Source organism: Microbacterium sp. Root553, assembly GCF_001426995.1.
Lineage (GTDB): Bacteria > Actinomycetota > Actinomycetes > Actinomycetales > Microbacteriaceae > Microbacterium.
Genome location: NZ_LMFY01000001.1, coordinates 1,644,052 through 1,659,965, shown reverse-complemented (window position 1 = coordinate 1,659,965; position 15,914 = coordinate 1,644,052). Strand labels below are relative to the sequence as shown.

Below are 15,914 nucleotides of genomic sequence, written 5' to 3'. Positions count from 1 at the left end.
CCGAGCCCGCCGCTAGCTCACCCGATAGGCGCGGTAGCGCACGGCGTTCGCCTGCCGCTGCGCGGCCGAGAGGAACAGAGCCCTCTGCAGGTGCGCGAGCCCCGGCGCCGCCGTCTCGATCTGCACCGTGGTGCGGAAGTAGTACGAGCCGGGATCGACCTCTTCACCTCTGCCCAGCCGTTCGAGGATCGTAGGAGTGCCGGTGCGCAGTCCTTTCGCGTGGAGCAGGAGCAGATCGCCGCCTGCGGTGCGAGCGGTGTAGCGACCGTCGATCTCGATCGTGCCGTCCGGACGCACGATCTGCCAGTCGGCACCCCCCGGCAGTATCTCGGCCTCGACCGCACCGGTGACGCTCCCGCCGAGGATCGGCACCACGCGGCGATGACCGACGCTGGTGGCGAGGTGGTCTTCGAGCGCACCGAGCTCGACGGTGACGTCGAAGGCGAACTCGAGGCCGGGAACAGGAAGCGCGTCGTGCGATGTCATCGGTTCGACTCCTCAGCTGGGGCAGCCGTATCTGGCGTGGCGGGCGGCGACTCCGTGCCGGCGAGCACGGCGCAGAGCCTTTCGAGAACGGGGAGAGCCGCATCGAGTGCCGCCCGCTCGCCGGGGTCGAGACGCGCTGTCGCCTGAGCGACGAGCGCGGAGTTCGCGGCGTCGAACCGGTCGAAGAGATCGAGCGCCGCCGCCGAGGCGCGCACCACGACGCGCCGGCCGTCGGCCGGAGCCGGGGTCCGCTCGACGAGTCCGTCACCCTCCATCGCGCCGAGCAGGTTGCTCACGGTCGAACGACTCAGACGCAGCCGGTCGGCGATCTCGGCAGGTCCCCGAGACGTGCCCCGCGGGAGCGCGCGGATCACGTCGATCTGCGCATCCGACATCTCAGGCAAGCGCGCTTCTGCGCGCGTCGCGGCGAGCAGAGCGCGACGCAGCGGGGAGATGACGGCGGCGAGCCTGCCCGCGTCGAGATCGCTCATGGCGTCACCGCCGAGGCCGGCGTGAGTGAGGGGCGCTCGTTGAGGATCTCGGGAAGGAATCCCGCTGAGGTCTTGTAGTCGGCGGCGATCTGCTCGCGTTCGGCGTACGGGATCACGTCGTCGATGTCGACGAAGCCGTGCGGGGCCCGCTCGCGGGCGAGCTGCATCACCCGCTCGGGTCCGGTGGCACGCGTGCCGGCGAGCAGCGCGGTCATCGCCGGACGCCGCGCCTGCTCGTACGCCGCGAGCGCCTCATCGATGCCTTCGGCCGTGGCCAGGTGGAAGGCGAGGGTGCGGGCATCGAGGATCGCCTGCGAGCCGCCGTTCGACCCGTTCGGATACATCGCGTGGGCCGCATCGCCGAGCAGAGTGGTGCGACCGAACGTCCACTGCGGCAGGGCGTCGCGATCGACCATGGGGTACTCGAGGATCTCGTCCGCGGTGGCGATGGCAGCGGGCACATCGAGCCAGTCGAAGCGCCAGTCCCGGAACAGCTCGGCGATCGGCGCGGGGTCGACGGCGCGGTTCCAGTCCGCATCACCCGAGCCCGAGGCACGGCGTTCGGCGATGAAGTTCACCGGCATCCGTCCGTCGGGTTCGACGGGGCCGAGCGGGTAGGCGACGAATTTCTGCTCGCCGTCGCCCGCCATGATCATGGTGCGTCCGTCGAGGAACGCCGGGATCCGGGTCACTCCGCGCCACAGGGTGAGGCCGCTCCACGGCGGCGCCCCCTCGGCGGGGTATCGCAGCGCGCGCAGGGCGGAGTGGATGCCGTCGGCGCCGATGATCACGTCTGCCGTGTCCTCGACCGTGCCGCCGCCGGTGGCGAAGCGCGCGGTCTCGGTGCCGTCGTCGTTGCGAACGATGTCGATGAGACGGTGATCGAGGCGGATGGGCTCGGCGAGACGGGCCTCTGCGAGGTCGCGCAACGCGAGCTGGAGCCGACCTCGATGCACCGACAGCTGCGGCCAGCGGTAGCCCGCCGCGAGGCCGCGCGGCTCGCTCCAGATCGGCTGCCCGACACGGTTGTAATAGGCGAGGGTCCGCGGCTCGACACCCAGCTCGGCGATCGTGTCGGCGATGCCGAGCTCGGTGAGTTCGCGCAGCGCGTGGGGCAGCAGGTTGATGCCCACTCCGAGGCCGCGGATCGCGGCGCTGCGCTCGTAGACGATGACGTCACGCAGTCCGGCCTCATGCAGACTGACCGCGGTGGCGAGTCCGCCGATGCCCGCCCCGATGATGATGATCTTCATTGATCGCTCCTGGCTGCGACTCACCGTGAGCCGCCCACGTAGTTTTGCAACAAAACTAGATGAGCGCAAGGGTCAGATATTGATGACGAGGACCGTGATCACGGTGACCACGACGACGACGAGCAGCCCTCCCCCGCAGCCGATCGCGAGCAAGGGGCCGTAGCCGAGTCTCGAGGTTCGCGCACCCGACTGCCGCGCCGCAGCGAGGAATTCGGGCCCTCCCCCCTGCTGGAAGGCGCGCGCAGCACCGGCGACGTTGGCGCCGCGACCGAGGTCGGCTCCGATCTCGAGACCCGGCTTGCCGACGACGTCGGCGACGCCGCCGACGACGCCGAGCCCGATGGCTCTGCCCACGGCGCGGGCGTCGGCGAGCAGCGGATAGCTCTGTCCGCGGACGACCAGCGTGATGCGCTGCGCAGCCGACTTCACCGTGACCTCGTCGGCCCTGACGCTGAAGTACTGGGTCCAGCCGCTCGGCAGCTCGACCCAGAGGGTGATGAGACCGTTGCTGACCTCCGCGCGAGCGAAGAGCCAGCTGCCGGAGGCGTTGTCGCCGAGCATGCCCGAGAACACCGCATACGGAGCCGGCGGAGGCGACGGATACTGCGGCGGCTGTGGCGGCGGAGGCGGCTGCGTGGTCATCGAATCCTCGAATCGTGGGAGGTGTTCACGGCATCCGATCGGTCCGGAGCCCGACGGGTGCTCGTCCGGAGGAGAACGGGTCAACACTAGAACGCGCGCCCCGCTCATCCCGAGAGCCACACGCGCCCGAGGCTGACGAGCGAGCGACCGAGCGACCGAGCGACCGGGCCACCGAGCGACCGCCTGTCAGTACTCGACGTCGAGCGCGACCGCGTGCAGCTCGTCGACGATGGCAGCCGGGTCGGCGACGCCGGCCTCTCTGAGCAATCCGATCCAGAGCATCCGGAGGGCGCGGTCCGGATCGACGAGGCGGAATCCGTTCTTGCTCGCTTCGTAGACCCCGAAGCTCGCGCTCAGGATCAGGTAGCCGACCTCGCTCGGATCCGTCGCGGGAGGAAGCTGCCCGAGAGCGACGGCTTCACCGACCTGCGCGTACGCGTACTCGAACCAGCTCTGTCCGGTGTAGGGCAGCTCGAAGAGGTGATGCTCGTGACTTTCGAGGACGAGGCGGATGGCCGCGGGGCCGAACGGGCTCGTCCGCGCGTCGGCCGCGGCGCTGATGAGGAGGGTGAGAAGACGCGGCAGGCCCGGCTCCGCATGCTCGACGCGCTCGATGAGAAGCTTCCACACCTCGAGCTGACGCTCGACGATCGCGTTGGCGATGTCCAGCTTGGAACGGAACTGGCTGTAGCTCAGAGCGGACTTCGGCTTGCCCATCCGGGCGGCGATGCCCGAGATCGATGTCGCCGAGTACCCATGCTCGGCGAACTGCTGAGCAGCGGCGAGAAGGATGCTCTCCCTCGTCGCCGCCTTCTGATCAGATCGGGAACCCACCTATGCACGCTACCCGCTGGATCGGGTCAGCTTCCGCAGGTTCGAGTTTGCGGGAGCCGTGATCGCTGATAAATTCATGTCAGCAGACGGTCGTCTGCTGAAATGAAAGGGACACGTGAACCGAGAGTGGCAAGCTCGACCTGAGCGGCAGGGGCCATGACACTCCGCCCCGCGCCGAACGGGATCACTCACGCAGCCCCCACCACCTCCTCGACCACGAATCCTCGCGAGCAGTCCCGACGAGCGCACACGCTGAGGGAGGCCGCAGAGCAACTGCTCGACGCGTGCGACATGCCTGACGAACTTCCTGGGGCCGAGAACCTCGACCCCGAGAAGATGAGGATGCTCGCTTCACGCCTCCTGGGTCGTGCCGATGAGATCGTCACCGGGTACGCGACCTCGCCGCGCCTCGACCCCTGAAGCCGGCCGGCTCTGAAGACACCCCCAGGCGGGTCAGCATCGACCCCTTCAGAGCCGTGCCCGCCGGAGACGACCCCGAGAGGTCTCCGGCGCGATCCGATCCGTCGATCCCCCCCCCACCGGCGGATCGGATCGCATCCCCCGAGCGGTGACGGCCGCGTCCGTCGGTCACCTGCCCTGAGCGGCCCTGCGACCGTCGACCAGCCGGATGGTGTGCTCGGCGTCTCCGATCACCGCGGGGTCATGCGACACGCACACCACGGCGACGCCGCGTGCTGACTCCTCGCGGAGCACGGCGCGGATGCGCAGAGCGCTCGACGCGTCGAGGCCCGTCGTCGGCTCGTCGAGCAGCAGGAGGTCGGCATCCCGCGCCAGCCCCTGGGCGAGCAGCGCCCGCTGCTGCTGTCCGCCGGAGAGCGCGGCGAACGGCGCGCGGGCGAGGGAGCACATGTCGAGGCGGTCCATCGACCTCTCGACGAGCTCGCGTGCTGCGGCGTCCATGCGCCGCCACAGTCCGAGCCGGCCCCACGCGCCCACACTGACGACATCCCTCACCGATACGGGGAGACCGGCGGGGATCGCGGCCCGCTGCGGAACGAACGCCACGGTGCCAGGCACGGCCCGACTGCCCGAGGTCATCGCCCGCGCGCCTCCGAGCACCTCGAGGAGAGTCGACTTTCCCGCGCCGTTGGGCCCCGTGATCACGGTGACCGCACCTGAGGGGATGTGCACGTCGACGCCCGCGAGAGCCGCGCGGTCGCCGAACGACACGTGCACGTCGACGAGATCGGCGGCAGCGCGGCGAGAGAGGGGGGTGTCGGGCATGATCCCACTATATGAGTTTGATAATCATTCTCATAAAGCTCTAGGCTCGCTGATTGTGACCTCCCATCCGACCGGTGTACTCGCCCCCTTCGCTCTCGACTTCCTGCAGCGCGGGATGCTCGGCGGTGCCCTGGTCGCGATCCTCTGCGCCGTCGTCGGCACCTGGGTGGTCATCCGCGGAATGGCGTTCCTCGGCGAGGCGCTCGCACACGGCATGCTCCCCGGCGTCGCTCTCGCCACGGTGCTCTCGCTGCCCGTGCTCGTCGGCGGCGCGCTGAGCGCCATCGCGATGAGCCTCGGCATCGGCGCCCTCCAGCGGCGAGCGCGCCTGTCGTACGACACGAGCATCGGCCTGCTGTTCGTCTCGATGCTGGCCCTGGGCGTCATCGTCATCTCGCACTCCGGCAGCTTCGCCACCGATGCGACCGCGATCCTCTTCGGAGACATCCTCGCGATCAGCGGAACGGATCTCGTGCTGCTCGCCGCCGCAGCGACCGTCGGACTGATCGCCGCCGCCGCGCTCCACCGTTCGTTCGTGGCCCTGTCGCTCGATGCGCGGATCGCCGCGGTGCTGGGGCTGCGCCCGCAGATCGCTCAGGCCGCGCTCGTCGGACTCGTGACCCTGGCCGTCGTCGCGTCGTACCAGGCCGTCGGCTCGATGCTCGTCGTCGGCCTGCTGCTCGCCCCGGCCGTCGCCGCCGGACACTGGACGACCCGCATCCCGACCCGCATGGCGCTGGCGGCGATCTTCGGCGTCGCGGCCGTCTTCCTCGGCCTGCTCGCATCCTGGTATGCCGCGACGGCGGCCGGCGCCTCCGTCGCGGCATCCGCCATCCTGCTCGCCTGCCTCTCCTGGGCGGTGCAGAGAGTCGTCGACTCCCTCTCCTCACGCGCGCGACGCACCTGAGCCGCCGTCACGACCGTCCCCCGACACCCACACGCCAGACACCCACACACCCGACACCCGACAGGAAGGGACCTCGTGCGCTCTCGCCTCGCCCTCTTCGCCCTCGCGGGCGCCCTCACCGTCTCCTTGTCCGCCTGCGCCGCGGGCTCCGCCGACCCGGCCGCGACGGCATCGTCCGATGGCGGCCACGGCGCCGTCGCCGGAGCGGAGGAGGTGGCCGAACCCCAGCTCGGGCTGACATCGATCGATCCCGACGGGGCCGTGACCCACCTCGACCTCCTCGATGAGAGCGTCACGGACATCGGCGAGATCTCCGCGCCGAGCGCACTGACGACCGATGGCCGCTACCTGTTCGCGCAGGCGGACGACGGTGTCGAGATCGTCGACAGCGGCGTCTGGACCTGGGATCACATCGATCACTTCCACTACTACCGCGCTGACCCCGCCGTGCTCGGCTCGGTGTCCGGCGAAGGCAGGGCCGCGGTCGCGACGACCAACCTGTCGACGACCGGCGGCACCGGGATCTCGTTCGCGGGCTCCGGCGACGCCGTGCTGCTCGACACCCAGGCGCTGTCGAAGGGCGAGATCAGCGAGCGCTTCCGCATCGAGCGCGAGCCGCACGAGGGGCTCGTCGTGCCGGTCGGCTCGTTCGCCCTGGTCACCGAGGCATCCGCGGGCATCGGCACGAGCGTGCGCGGGTACACGGCCGAGGGTGAGCCGACCGGTCTCGAGGAGCCCTGCACAGACCCCGCCGGCACGATCACCACACGGGTCGGCGCGGTGATCGGATGCCAGGACGGCGCGCTGCTCGCGCATGTCGACGGCGATGGACTGCAGGTGGAGCGCATCCCGTACCCGGCCGGGACGACCGCGCCTCCCGCCGAGTCCTTCGACAACCGTGAAGGACGTCCCACCGTCGCCGGCCTCGCGGGATCCGAGGGGATCTGGCTCCTCGACACGCGCGCGAGGTCGTGGACGCTGCTCCCCTCCCCTGCTCCGCTCGTGCAGGTGACCGCGGTCGACGACGAAGACGGCACTCTGCTCGCGCTCGCCCAGGACGGACGTGTGCTCGTGCTCGATGACGAGAGCGGAGCGGTGATCGCCGAGACCGCACCGCTCGTCGCCGAGTCCCTCGCCACAGGCAACGCTCCGGTGCTGATCGCCGATCAGCACCGCGCCTACCTGAGCGCGCCGAGTGAACACCGCCTGTTCGAGATCGACTACGCGGATGCCGCGCGCATCGCCCGCACCTTCGACACCGACACCGCACCGGCATTCGTCGCCGAGACAGGACGATGACATGCGCACCGCACGCCTCTTCACGACCGCCGCGCTCAGCGCCCTCGCCGCCCTCGTCGCGACCGGACTCGCCGCCTGCTCGGCGACAGACGACACGCGTCCGACCATCGTGGTCTCGACGAACATCCTCGGCGACGTCGTCGGAGAACTGGTCGGCGACCAGGCGCAGGTCGTGACGCTCATGAAGCCCGATGCCGACCCGCACTCGTTCGAGATCTCGGCACAGGAGGCCGCGACCCTGCGGGGCGCCGACCTGCTGGTGTCGAACGGGCTCGGGCTGGAAGAGGGACTGCAGCAGCACCTCGACGCGGCCGACGGGGTGCCCGCGTTCGTGGCCGGCGACGCGATCGAGGTGCTCGACTACCGCGAGGGCGATGCCGCAGGGATGCCGGATTCGCACTTCTGGACCGACCCCGCGCGCATGATCGACGTCGTCGATGCCCTCGAGCCCGTACTCGCAGAGCTCGAGGGCATCGATGGCGAGGCCCTCGATGCGACGGTCGACGACTATCGCTCGCAGCTCAGGGCGCTGGATGCGGAGATGACCGAGGCGTTCGCGACGATCCCCCACGAGCGGCGCGCGCTGGTCACCAACCACCATGTGTTCGGCTACCTCGCCGAGCGCTTCGACTTCGAGATCGTCGGCGCGGTGATCCCTGGTGGCACGACGCTCGCCGCCCCCTCGGCATCCGATCTCGCCGACCTCGTCGCCGCGATCGACGAGACCGGCGTGCCCGCGATCTTCGCGGAGTCGTCGTCTCCCGACCGGCTGGTGCAGGCGCTCGCGAGCGAGGCCGACGTGCAGGTCGAGGTCATCGAGCTCTTCACCGAATCCCTCACCGGCCCCGAAGGGGGCGCCCCCGACTACCTGACCATGATGCGCATCAACACCGAGCGCATCACCACCGGTCTCACCCCCTGAGACCTCACCACAGAGAAAGAGGAATGCACATGCGAACCTCCCCCCTTCGTCGAGCGCTGATCGGCGTCGCGGCGCTCGGTGCCGTCGTCACGCTGGCGTCGTGCGCCGCCGGCGGCTCGACCACGCCGGCATCCACCCCCGACGGCAGCGGATCCGACGGACAGTCGGGTCCCCGCGTCGCGGTCGCCTACGAGGGCGGCATCCTCGTGCTCGACGGCGAGACTCTCGACACCCTCGCGGACTTCGATTCCGAGCCGTTCACGCGTCTCAACGCCGCCGGCGACGACCGGCACGTCATGGTCACGATGAGCGAGGGCTTCCAGGTGCTCGACACCGCAGCGGGATCCTCCGACGACCCCGCACTGACCGACACGATCTTCGAGGCCGACACCCCCGGCCACGTGGTGCGGCACGCCGGCAAGACCGTGCTCTACGCCGACGGCACGAGCGACACGACGATCTTCGACACCGCCGATCTGGCGAGCGCCGACGGACTGCCCGAGGTCGAGACCGTCGACGGCATCGAGGCGCACCACGGCGTGTCGGTCGTGCTCGAAGACGGCACCTTCCTGACCACCGTGGGCAACGCCGACGGTCGCAACGGCATCGTGGCGAAGGATGCCGACGGCACCGAGATCGCCTCGTCGGACCAGTGCCCGGGAGTGCACGGCGAAGGCACCGCGAAGGACGAGGCCGTCGTCTTCGGCTGCGAGAACGGCGCGCTGATCTACCACGACGGCGAGATCACCAAGGTCGACGCCCCCGACCAGCCGTACGGACGCATGGGCAATGCGTACGTCAGCGAGACCAGCCCCCTCATCGTCGGCGACTACAAGAACGACATCGACGCCGAGGGCTACCTGCTCAGCGCGGTGACACTGATCGACACCGAGGCCAAGACGCTCGAGGTCGTCGACCTGCCCGAGGGCGTCGAGTACACCTTCCGTGACATCGTCCGCGGACCGGACGACCTCGCCTACATCCTCAGCAGCGACGGGGCGATCCACGTGCTCGACCCGGCGTCGGGCGAGATCACCGACAGCTTCCCCGTCGTCGAGGCCTGGGAGGGTCCCGCCGAGTGGCAGGACGCCCACCCGGCCATCGTCGTCGCGGGAGACATCGCGTACGTCACCGAGCCCGCGGCGAACAGCGTGCACGCCGTCGACCTGACCACGGGCGAGGTGCTCGCCAGCACCGAGCTCGACGTGACACCGAACGAGATCGCCCCGGCAGCAGGCTGATCCGCTGCTGGTCACAGAGAGAGGGGATGCCGGGAGCACTCGCCCCCGGCATCCCCTCGGCTGCTGCTGCATGTTCTCCACGTGGCATAGGATGATATCCAATCGGATACAGAACCACGGGGCGCGGGAAGATCCTCTTCCAGCTGGAGGCGGCGACTATGGACCAATCATCTGCCCTCGCGAACGATCGCATCGCGGGAGGAACGGCTGACGCCAAGGCTTCACGAGAGGCCATCCGCCCGTGGAATGCGGAATGGGTCACAGCACCGGGCGTCGATCTTCCGACCGGGTCGATACCCGGGATGGACGGGTCGAATAGGCAAGCACCCGCCGAGACCTTGCTTCTGCAGAAGAGCTTCGTGCTGGCGGGCCCGGTGAAAGCCCACCGGTTGAGGATCGCTTCCGACAGTCGGCATGTCGTGTGGATCAACGGGGTCGAAATACTGAGAGGACCATTGCGGTCTCAGCCTCAGCGACTCGCGGCCGACGAGATGGATGTCTCGACTCTCCTCCGCGCGGGGGAGAACACGATCGCGGTGCGCGTTACGTACTACGGAACGCCCAATGCGGTGTGGATGCCGGCCCGCAGTTCGGGAGGGCTCGGCACATCGGCCGCGATGATCGCGGAACTCTCCGGGCCGGACGGTGAGCCGGTCGTCGTCACCGACCAGACCTGGCTTGTGGCACGAAGCCATGCGACAACCCGCCTTCCTCGCACCGACGTCGAGGGGATTCCCGCCGAGATCCACGACGGGCGTCTTCTGGACGCCGACTGGATGAACCTTCCGCGCGACGTCTCCTGGAGCAGAGCCGCGCTGCTTCCCGTGGGCCACCTGTCGGGTGGTGGTCGAGCGCGCCCACCCGCGGAGCCATACGGGGCCCTGCCGTCCGTGGAACGGACGTACGCCCCGTCCTCGGAAGCGGTCGCGATCAGTGTGAATCACTACCGCGCACGTCTCGGTCGAGAGGCGCAGAGCGATGGCGATCACCCCAGTGAGCGGGTTCGTTCCGCTCGGGCCGCCCAGGAGACTGAACCGTCCGACAGCACGTTGATCGTCTACGACTTCGGGCGAATCGTCTTCGGCGTCGTGGAACTCATCCTGCAATCACCGGCGGGCGTGGCCGTCGACATCGATCTTCGTGAGGATGCTCGCCTCACACCAGCGGCGGTTTCACACGGCGTTCGATACCTGACCTCGGGAGCCAACGACCGATTCGCGACCTCAGAACCCCATGGCTTCCGAGTTGCGACGGTGCTCGTTCACGGACGCGGGTCATCCGACGCAGGAATACCCACGCTCACGGTCAGAGAGGAGCGGCCGAACCGTCCCGGCGGCGCCGCGTTCTTCAGCGATGACGATGAACTCAACGCCATCTGGGACGCGGGTGTTCGTACCGTCGCGATCTCGACCACAGACGCCTACATCGACTGCCCCACCCGCGAACAGCGCGCATGGGTGGGAGACGGCGTCGTCCACTTGGAAGTCGATCTCTACACGAACGCCGATCGAACGATGGCGAAGCGCTACGTGCAGCTCGCTGCATCGCCGCGACCAGATGGCCTCCTGCCGATGAGCGTGGCGGGTGATGTCGAGGACGCCGGCTCAGCCACGATCCCCGCGTGGTCGCTGCACTGGATCCACGGCGTGCACCTCTACGCACAACACGAAGGTATCGACGATGTCGTGCGGGAAGCGTTGCCCGTCATCGAGCGTGTACTCCGATGGTTCCTGCCCTATCGGGATCGACGAGGGACGCTGCAAGATGTTCCCGGTTGGAATCTGGTGGACTGGTCGAGCGTTTACACGGACGGAAGAAGCAGCATCCTGACGGGCCTGTGGGGACGTGCGCTGCGAGAATACGCGACGCTCTGCGAAGCGGTAGGCAACGCCGCGTCGGCACGGTGGGCACGAGGGCTCTACGACGCTGCCAGCGTGGGCTTCGAGGACTTCTGGGATGCACGTCGCGGCATCTACCTCGATCGGGTCGACGACGGTGATCGACGCTCCCGAGCCGCTTCGCAACTCGCCTCCGCGGCGGCCATCGTCTCCGGCTTCGCACCGAGATCACGCTGGATGCCTGTCTGCGAAGCGATCTCCGACGAACGGGCACTCCTGACCAGAACATGGCTCGGCGATCCCGACCATGGCTTCGACGGTGCGGCCCTGGAATCGTGGCTGAGCCGACACCCCGACCCCGACTGGAATGTCGACCAGCAGATCATCCGTGCCGAGCCTTTCGGGGCGAGTGTCGTTCACGACGCGCTCGGCTACGCGGGAGCATCCCCGCAGCTGGTGTCCGCGATCCGAGGGTGGAGCAGCTTCCTGACAGACGGGTATGACACCTTCGGGGAAGGCTGGGGATGGGGAACCCACAGTCACGGCTGGAGCGGCTCCCCCACGCGCGACCTTTTCGCGCACATCATCGGTGCACGCCCCATCGGCTACTCCGCCGAGCGGTGGCGCTTGCGCCCTCGCCTCGGGCTCATCCACACAGCAGAGGCTCAGATCGTGACCGGGCGCGGCACCTTGACGGTGAAGGTCACGCCCCCCGAGATCTTCATCGACTCACCGGTCACGCTCGAGGTGCACGGCGTGGGCGAGCGGCGGATACTCGAGCCCGGCGAGTATCGCCTCGCGCGCCAGAACTGATGGACGTCACCAGCTCGCCGGACGGGTTCAATCGGGCAGTGGGATCTCCACGCCTTCATCCTCGGCGGAGCGGGCAACGATGAGGCGAAGCGGACCATCCGGATCGACCCAACCGTTCTTCTCCGAATCCCAGTATGCGAACGAGCGCCGATCCACCTCCACGGGAACGTGTCGCCTCTCCCCCGCAGCCAGCACCACCCCCTGGAACGCGACGAGCCTCCGGGCGGGAAGATCGAGCTCTTCCGGTCCGCCCGCAACGTAGACCTGAATGACGTGCCGTCCGTCGCGGTCGCCGGTGTTCTGCACGAACACATCGAGGAGAATCGTCCCCGCGTCGCCCCCCTCACAGAGTTCCGCACTCATCTCGAAGGTGGTGTACCCCAAACCGAATCCAAAGGGGTAGGCGGGCCGCACCGCGTTTCGCAGCCACGCGCGATACCCGATGTATACGCCTTCGTCGTAGCGAAGCACGCCGTCGCGGGGCTTCACGTCCAGGACAGGAACGTCGCCCATGCCGTCGGGCCACGTCATGGGCAGGCGCCCGGTCGGTTCGCGGTCGCCGAAGAGCACGTCGGCGAGAGCATGACCATACTCCTGCCCGCCGAACCACGAGAGCACGATCGCGTCGACTTCTCTGCGCCAGGGCAGAAGAACAGGAGCTCCCGAGTTCACCACGACGACAGTGGGCGTACCGGTCGCGGCGACGGAGCGGACGAGTTCGTCCTGACGACCCGGAAGCGACAAGTCGGTCCGGTCCGAGCCCTCGGCTTCGACCCGGCTGTTGGTTCCCACCACGACCACCGCGACATCGGCATCGCGGGCTGCGGCGACAGCATCCACGATCAGCCGATCGCCGTCGCTGCTCGCGTCCAGACCGTAGGCAAAACTGAAGAAGAGGTCACTCGGGCGTGTGCTCAGGTGATGCTCGTACCGGAGCAGGACTTTTCCGGGGATCTCATTCAGCCAGGATGCGATGGGCGGACTGAGGAACGAAGCACCCAACTCGATCCCGTCGACCTCGAGGGTCGCGTCCAACACGGTACGCCCGTTCACGGAGAGCACGGTCCGGCCCGCTGCCGCGAAGCCGATCGGCATCCACCCCGTGTCGCCAGGCGTGAATTCGGTCGTCACGACGACCATGTCCGCGTCGCTCAGAGGCGCCTCGGGATCTAGGTCCACGAGCATGTTCGCGCCGCGTATTTCGCGATGTATCTCGCGACCGTCCGCCATGAGCTGCACGAGTACGCCGTTCTGGGTCGTTCCGGGGACGTTGATGCGCTCCAAGGGAAAGTCGAGCAGGTCATCCGCAATGGCGACCCCTGGTGCATACGTGACGGATGCCCCGTGAGCGGCGCGAGATATGCCCTCCAACGGCGATATCACTTCTTCGGGCAGAACAGTGGCGCTCCCACCTCCCTGAATTCGTGGATAGCGGGCGGCCTGCCCGCAGACCGCGATACGCGATCCGTGCCGACGGCTCAGGGGAAGGGTCGGCGTCGTGTCTCGCACCGTGTTGTGCACGAGGACCATCCCGGACGCTGCAGCCTCACGAACGAATGAGATCGAATCCTCGGCAACGTGATCTGCGGCCATGGGAGAGACCGAGTCAAGCGCACCGACCCGCACGGCCAGCAGGAGAATGCGCAACACCTTCTGGTCGATATCACGCACAGGGATGTCACCTGCACCTACCGCGGCGATGAGAGCAGCACCCCAGGGGCCCTCCGGCCCCGGCATGACAAGGTCTTGCCGGCCCCGCGCGGCCGCCACCGATCGCACTGCACCCCAATCGCTCACGACAACCCCGTCGAAGCCCCACTCGTCGGACAGAATCTCCTGGAGAAGCGGACTTTCGGTCGCTGTCACTCCGTTGATCGCGTTGTACGCGCTCATGACGAGCCAGGCCTTGCTGTCGCGCACAGGCCCCTCGAATGCTCGAAGATACAGCTCTCGGAGTGCTCTGTCACTCACCGTGACAGAGGCTGTCAATCGATCGGTCTCGAAGTCGTTCGCGACGAAATGCTTCGGTGTCGCACCGACCCCCCGCGACTGAACGCCATCGACGTAGGCGGCAGCCAGGTCGCTGGTCAGCAGAGGATCTTCGCTGAATGATTCGAAACTCCGGCCGCCGAGAGGGGATCGGTGGAGATTGATCGTAGGCCCCAGCACGACGTCCACTCCCTTGCGTCGCGCCTCCTTCGCCGCGTGTTCGCCATACCGGCGAGCAAGGTCGGTGTTCCACGACGCAGACAGGGCCGTGGCAGACGGGAAACTCACCGATGGGTCGCGCTCATCCCACCACTCACCGCGGACACCCGATGGGCCGTCGGACAACACCATGGAGCGCAGTCCGACCTCCTCGATCGCGGCGGTGCTCCAGAATGTCGATCCGGTCAGCAACTCGACCTTCCGTTCCAGCGTCAGACGCTCAAGAAGGCAACGTAGGTGCGCGTCGAGAGCATCGCCCCTTGTCGCCGCAGGTCCCTGCGGCCACGGGTGACCCACGACGACCGTCGATGGCCTGCCGTAGACCTTCGTGACGGAGTCCGCGAGAGTGAACGGGCTCCACGGAGCTCGGCGAGTCTTGATGAAGGTGACGGCGTCGTCGAAGAAGTCCGTTCCGTCCGCGGCGCTTCCGAGGTGGGTGTCGCCGACGGCGAAGAAAGCGGGCACATCTGCGCAGTGCGGAGTGATGTCATGCCCCATCGGGGGCCGCGCGAAGTCGTAGAGCCAGGTCTGAGCACCTCGACGTGCGCGCTCACGAGCGATGTGAGCGACCGGCCCGCGGAAGACGAGGTCCGTGACGGCGCGGCCCAGCACACGCGCCGGGCTGTCCGACGCATGATCGCGAAGGATACGGGTGGCAGCGTGGTCGCTGATTCCGAGTTCGCGGAGCATGTGCGCGGGGTTCCGCCCGTCGAGGTCCTCGCTCTTGCTGAAGATGTCGGAGAACTCGCCGTCAGTGGCCCCCAGCAGGAGAGGCTTCTCGGCACCATTCGCAATGCCTGCCGGCCAGAGAGCACCGTGCGGCAGCAGGTCGCCATCGATCACCGGCGCGAAGGCCATCCCGGGGTCGAGGAAGCTCCGGGCAAGAGCCATGGAGTCCGACCAGTCGATGTCCTCGACGTCGATGCGAACGCGCTCTACGACACTCTCATCGATCTGTGAGAAGTCATGGCGCGTGGGAGGGATCCCGAGCGCTGTCGCGACAGTATTCGTGGCCTCCCGCGACCGGACGAGCGGCACATCCCCCACGGCGGGCGACAGGGCGATGCCCGCTGAGAACAGTCCCGATGCCTCGGGACAGGCCATCAACGTCAAGACGGCGCCGCCGCCCGCTGACTGCCCGGCTACGGTCACCCTCTCGGGGTCACCCCCGAAGGAGGCGATGTGATCCCGGACCCACCGCAATCCGGCAACGAGGTCACGCATCCCACGATTCGTCGGCGCCCCGTCCAGAGATCCGAAGCCGTCAACCCCCAATCGGTAAGACAGGTTGACCGTCACGATGCCGCGGCGAACGAATTCAGCACCGTCATACCAGGGGCTGGCCGGACTCCCACCGATGTATCCGCCACCATGGATCCAGACCATGACCGGGAGGAGTTCGACGCCGTCTCGAACGCTAGGTGTGAAAACGGATGCGTTCAAGATCGAGCTTCCCGGCACCGCAGGCTCAGGGATCGAGGTGAACAAGTCCGCCACCTCAGCCCTCAGCGGCGTGGCACCGGGCTCCGTGGCATCCAGGACATCGCCCCATGGCTCGACAGATGACGGTGCCGCCAGGCGCAGCGATCCTGTCGGCGCCGCAGCGTAGGGGATGCCCAGGAAGCGGTCGGTCATGCCGTCGCTCGTCCCGCGAACCGTCCCAACCGGCGTGGATACTTCAACATGGGTGCGATTCGCGGACTGATCCATGATTTTCCTCCCGACGTCGGCCTGT

The 15,914-nt window shown here is 68.1% G+C and carries 13 protein-coding genes; 6 read left to right on the top strand and 7 right to left on the bottom strand.

All coding sequences use genetic code 11. From position 1 onward, the window contains the following. Positions 1 to 12: 12 nt before the first annotated feature. The 5 genes from ASD43_RS07655 to ASD43_RS07635 all read right to left on the bottom strand — a co-directional run bounded on the left by ASD43_RS07655 (position 13) and on the right by ASD43_RS07635 (position 3,706). Entirely contained in the window at positions 13 to 486 is a 474-nt protein-coding gene (locus ASD43_RS07655) for a DUF3237 domain-containing protein (protein WP_056415641.1), read from the bottom strand. After that, on the bottom strand, positions 483 to 977 hold the full coding sequence (locus ASD43_RS07650; protein WP_056415639.1) for a MarR family winged helix-turn-helix transcriptional regulator: 495 nt from the start codon (positions 975 to 977) through the stop codon (positions 483 to 485). Before ASD43_RS07650 ends, ASD43_RS07655 begins: the two co-directional genes overlap by 4 nt. Then, positions 974 to 2,230 carry a flavin-dependent oxidoreductase gene (locus tag ASD43_RS07645; protein ID WP_056415638.1) on the bottom strand — a complete coding sequence of 419 codons (1,257 nt, stop codon included), beginning with the start codon at positions 2,228 to 2,230 and terminating at the stop codon, positions 974 to 976. Before ASD43_RS07645 ends, ASD43_RS07650 begins: the two co-directional genes overlap by 4 nt. Positions 2,231 to 2,302: 72 nt before the next feature. Next, a complete protein-coding gene (locus tag ASD43_RS07640; protein ID WP_056415635.1) occupies positions 2,303 to 2,872 on the bottom strand; it encodes a hypothetical protein in 570 nt (189 codons plus the stop codon). Positions 2,873 to 3,058: 186 nt separating this feature from the next. Continuing rightward, a complete protein-coding gene (locus ASD43_RS07635; protein ID WP_056415632.1) occupies positions 3,059 to 3,706 on the bottom strand; it encodes a TetR/AcrR family transcriptional regulator in 648 nt (215 codons plus the stop codon). Between the two features lie 291 nt (positions 3,707 to 3,997). Between ASD43_RS07635 and ASD43_RS17600 the strand changes: the two genes are divergently transcribed. Further along, positions 3,998 to 4,126, top strand: a complete 129-nt coding sequence (locus ASD43_RS17600) for a hypothetical protein (RefSeq protein ID WP_268776157.1) — start codon at positions 3,998 to 4,000, stop codon at positions 4,124 to 4,126. Between the two features lie 168 nt (positions 4,127 to 4,294). Here the strand turns inward: ASD43_RS17600 and aztA are convergent, their stop codons facing one another. Beyond that, the gene (gene aztA / locus ASD43_RS07625) at positions 4,295 to 4,951 is read right to left on the bottom strand and encodes a zinc ABC transporter ATP-binding protein AztA (protein WP_056415627.1); all 657 of its coding nucleotides are present in this window, start codon (positions 4,949 to 4,951) and stop codon (positions 4,295 to 4,297) included. 55 nt (positions 4,952 to 5,006) lie between these two features. Between aztA and aztB the strand changes: the two genes are divergently transcribed. The 5 genes from aztB (at position 5,007) to ASD43_RS07600 (ending at position 11,971) form a co-directional block, all read left to right on the top strand. Continuing rightward, positions 5,007 to 5,858: a zinc ABC transporter permease AztB gene (aztB, locus tag ASD43_RS07620; protein WP_268776156.1), complete on the top strand. Its 852-nt coding sequence runs from the start codon at positions 5,007 to 5,009 to the stop codon at positions 5,856 to 5,858. 75 nt (positions 5,859 to 5,933) lie between these two features. Beyond that, entirely contained in the window at positions 5,934 to 7,157 is a 1,224-nt protein-coding gene (locus ASD43_RS07615; protein WP_056415625.1) for a hypothetical protein, read from the top strand. A 1-nt stretch (position 7,158) separates the two neighbouring features. Further along, complete coding sequence (gene aztC / locus ASD43_RS07610; protein ID WP_056415622.1) at positions 7,159 to 8,079, top strand: zinc ABC transporter substrate-binding protein AztC; 921 nt, start codon at positions 7,159 to 7,161, stop codon at positions 8,077 to 8,079. Positions 8,080 to 8,108: 29 nt separating this feature from the next. Continuing rightward, entirely contained in the window at positions 8,109 to 9,320 is a 1,212-nt protein-coding gene (gene aztD / locus ASD43_RS07605) for a zinc metallochaperone AztD (RefSeq protein ID WP_056415619.1), read from the top strand. Between the two features lie 491 nt (positions 9,321 to 9,811). After that, positions 9,812 to 11,971, top strand: coding sequence for an alpha-L-rhamnosidase-related protein (locus tag ASD43_RS07600; RefSeq protein ID WP_056415617.1), 2,160 nt, complete (start codon positions 9,812 to 9,814; stop codon positions 11,969 to 11,971). 27 nt (positions 11,972 to 11,998) lie between these two features. Here the strand turns inward: ASD43_RS07600 and ASD43_RS16990 are convergent, their stop codons facing one another. Continuing rightward, the gene (locus tag ASD43_RS16990) at positions 11,999 to 15,889 is read right to left on the bottom strand and encodes a carboxylesterase family protein (protein ID WP_162247493.1); all 3,891 of its coding nucleotides are present in this window, start codon (positions 15,887 to 15,889) and stop codon (positions 11,999 to 12,001) included. Between the last annotated feature and the right edge of the window lie 25 nt (positions 15,890 to 15,914).

Excerpts from the sequence above, each read along its gene's own strand:
- ASD43_RS07655 (WP_056415641.1), bottom strand. The coding sequence starts at position 486 with ATGACATCGCACGACGCGCTTCCTGTTCCCGGCCTCGAGTTCGCCTTC.
- ASD43_RS07650 (WP_056415639.1), bottom strand. The coding sequence starts at position 977 with ATGAGCGATCTCGACGCGGGCAGGCTCGCCGCCGTCATCTCCCCGCTG.
- ASD43_RS07645 (WP_056415638.1), bottom strand. The coding sequence starts at position 2,230 with ATGAAGATCATCATCATCGGGGCGGGCATCGGCGGACTCGCCACCGCG.
- ASD43_RS07640 (WP_056415635.1), bottom strand. The coding sequence starts at position 2,872 with ATGACCACGCAGCCGCCTCCGCCGCCACAGCCGCCGCAGTATCCGTCG.
- ASD43_RS17600 (WP_268776157.1), top strand. The coding sequence starts at position 3,998 with ATGCCTGACGAACTTCCTGGGGCCGAGAACCTCGACCCCGAGAAGATG.
- aztA (WP_056415627.1), bottom strand. The coding sequence starts at position 4,951 with ATGCCCGACACCCCCCTCTCTCGCCGCGCTGCCGCCGATCTCGTCGAC.
- aztC (WP_056415622.1), top strand. The coding sequence starts at position 7,159 with ATGCGCACCGCACGCCTCTTCACGACCGCCGCGCTCAGCGCCCTCGCC.
- aztD (WP_056415619.1), top strand. The coding sequence starts at position 8,109 with ATGCGAACCTCCCCCCTTCGTCGAGCGCTGATCGGCGTCGCGGCGCTC.
- ASD43_RS07600 (WP_056415617.1), top strand. The coding sequence starts at position 9,812 with ATGGATGTCTCGACTCTCCTCCGCGCGGGGGAGAACACGATCGCGGTG.
- ASD43_RS16990 (WP_162247493.1), bottom strand. The coding sequence starts at position 15,889 with ATGGATCAGTCCGCGAATCGCACCCATGTTGAAGTATCCACGCCGGTT.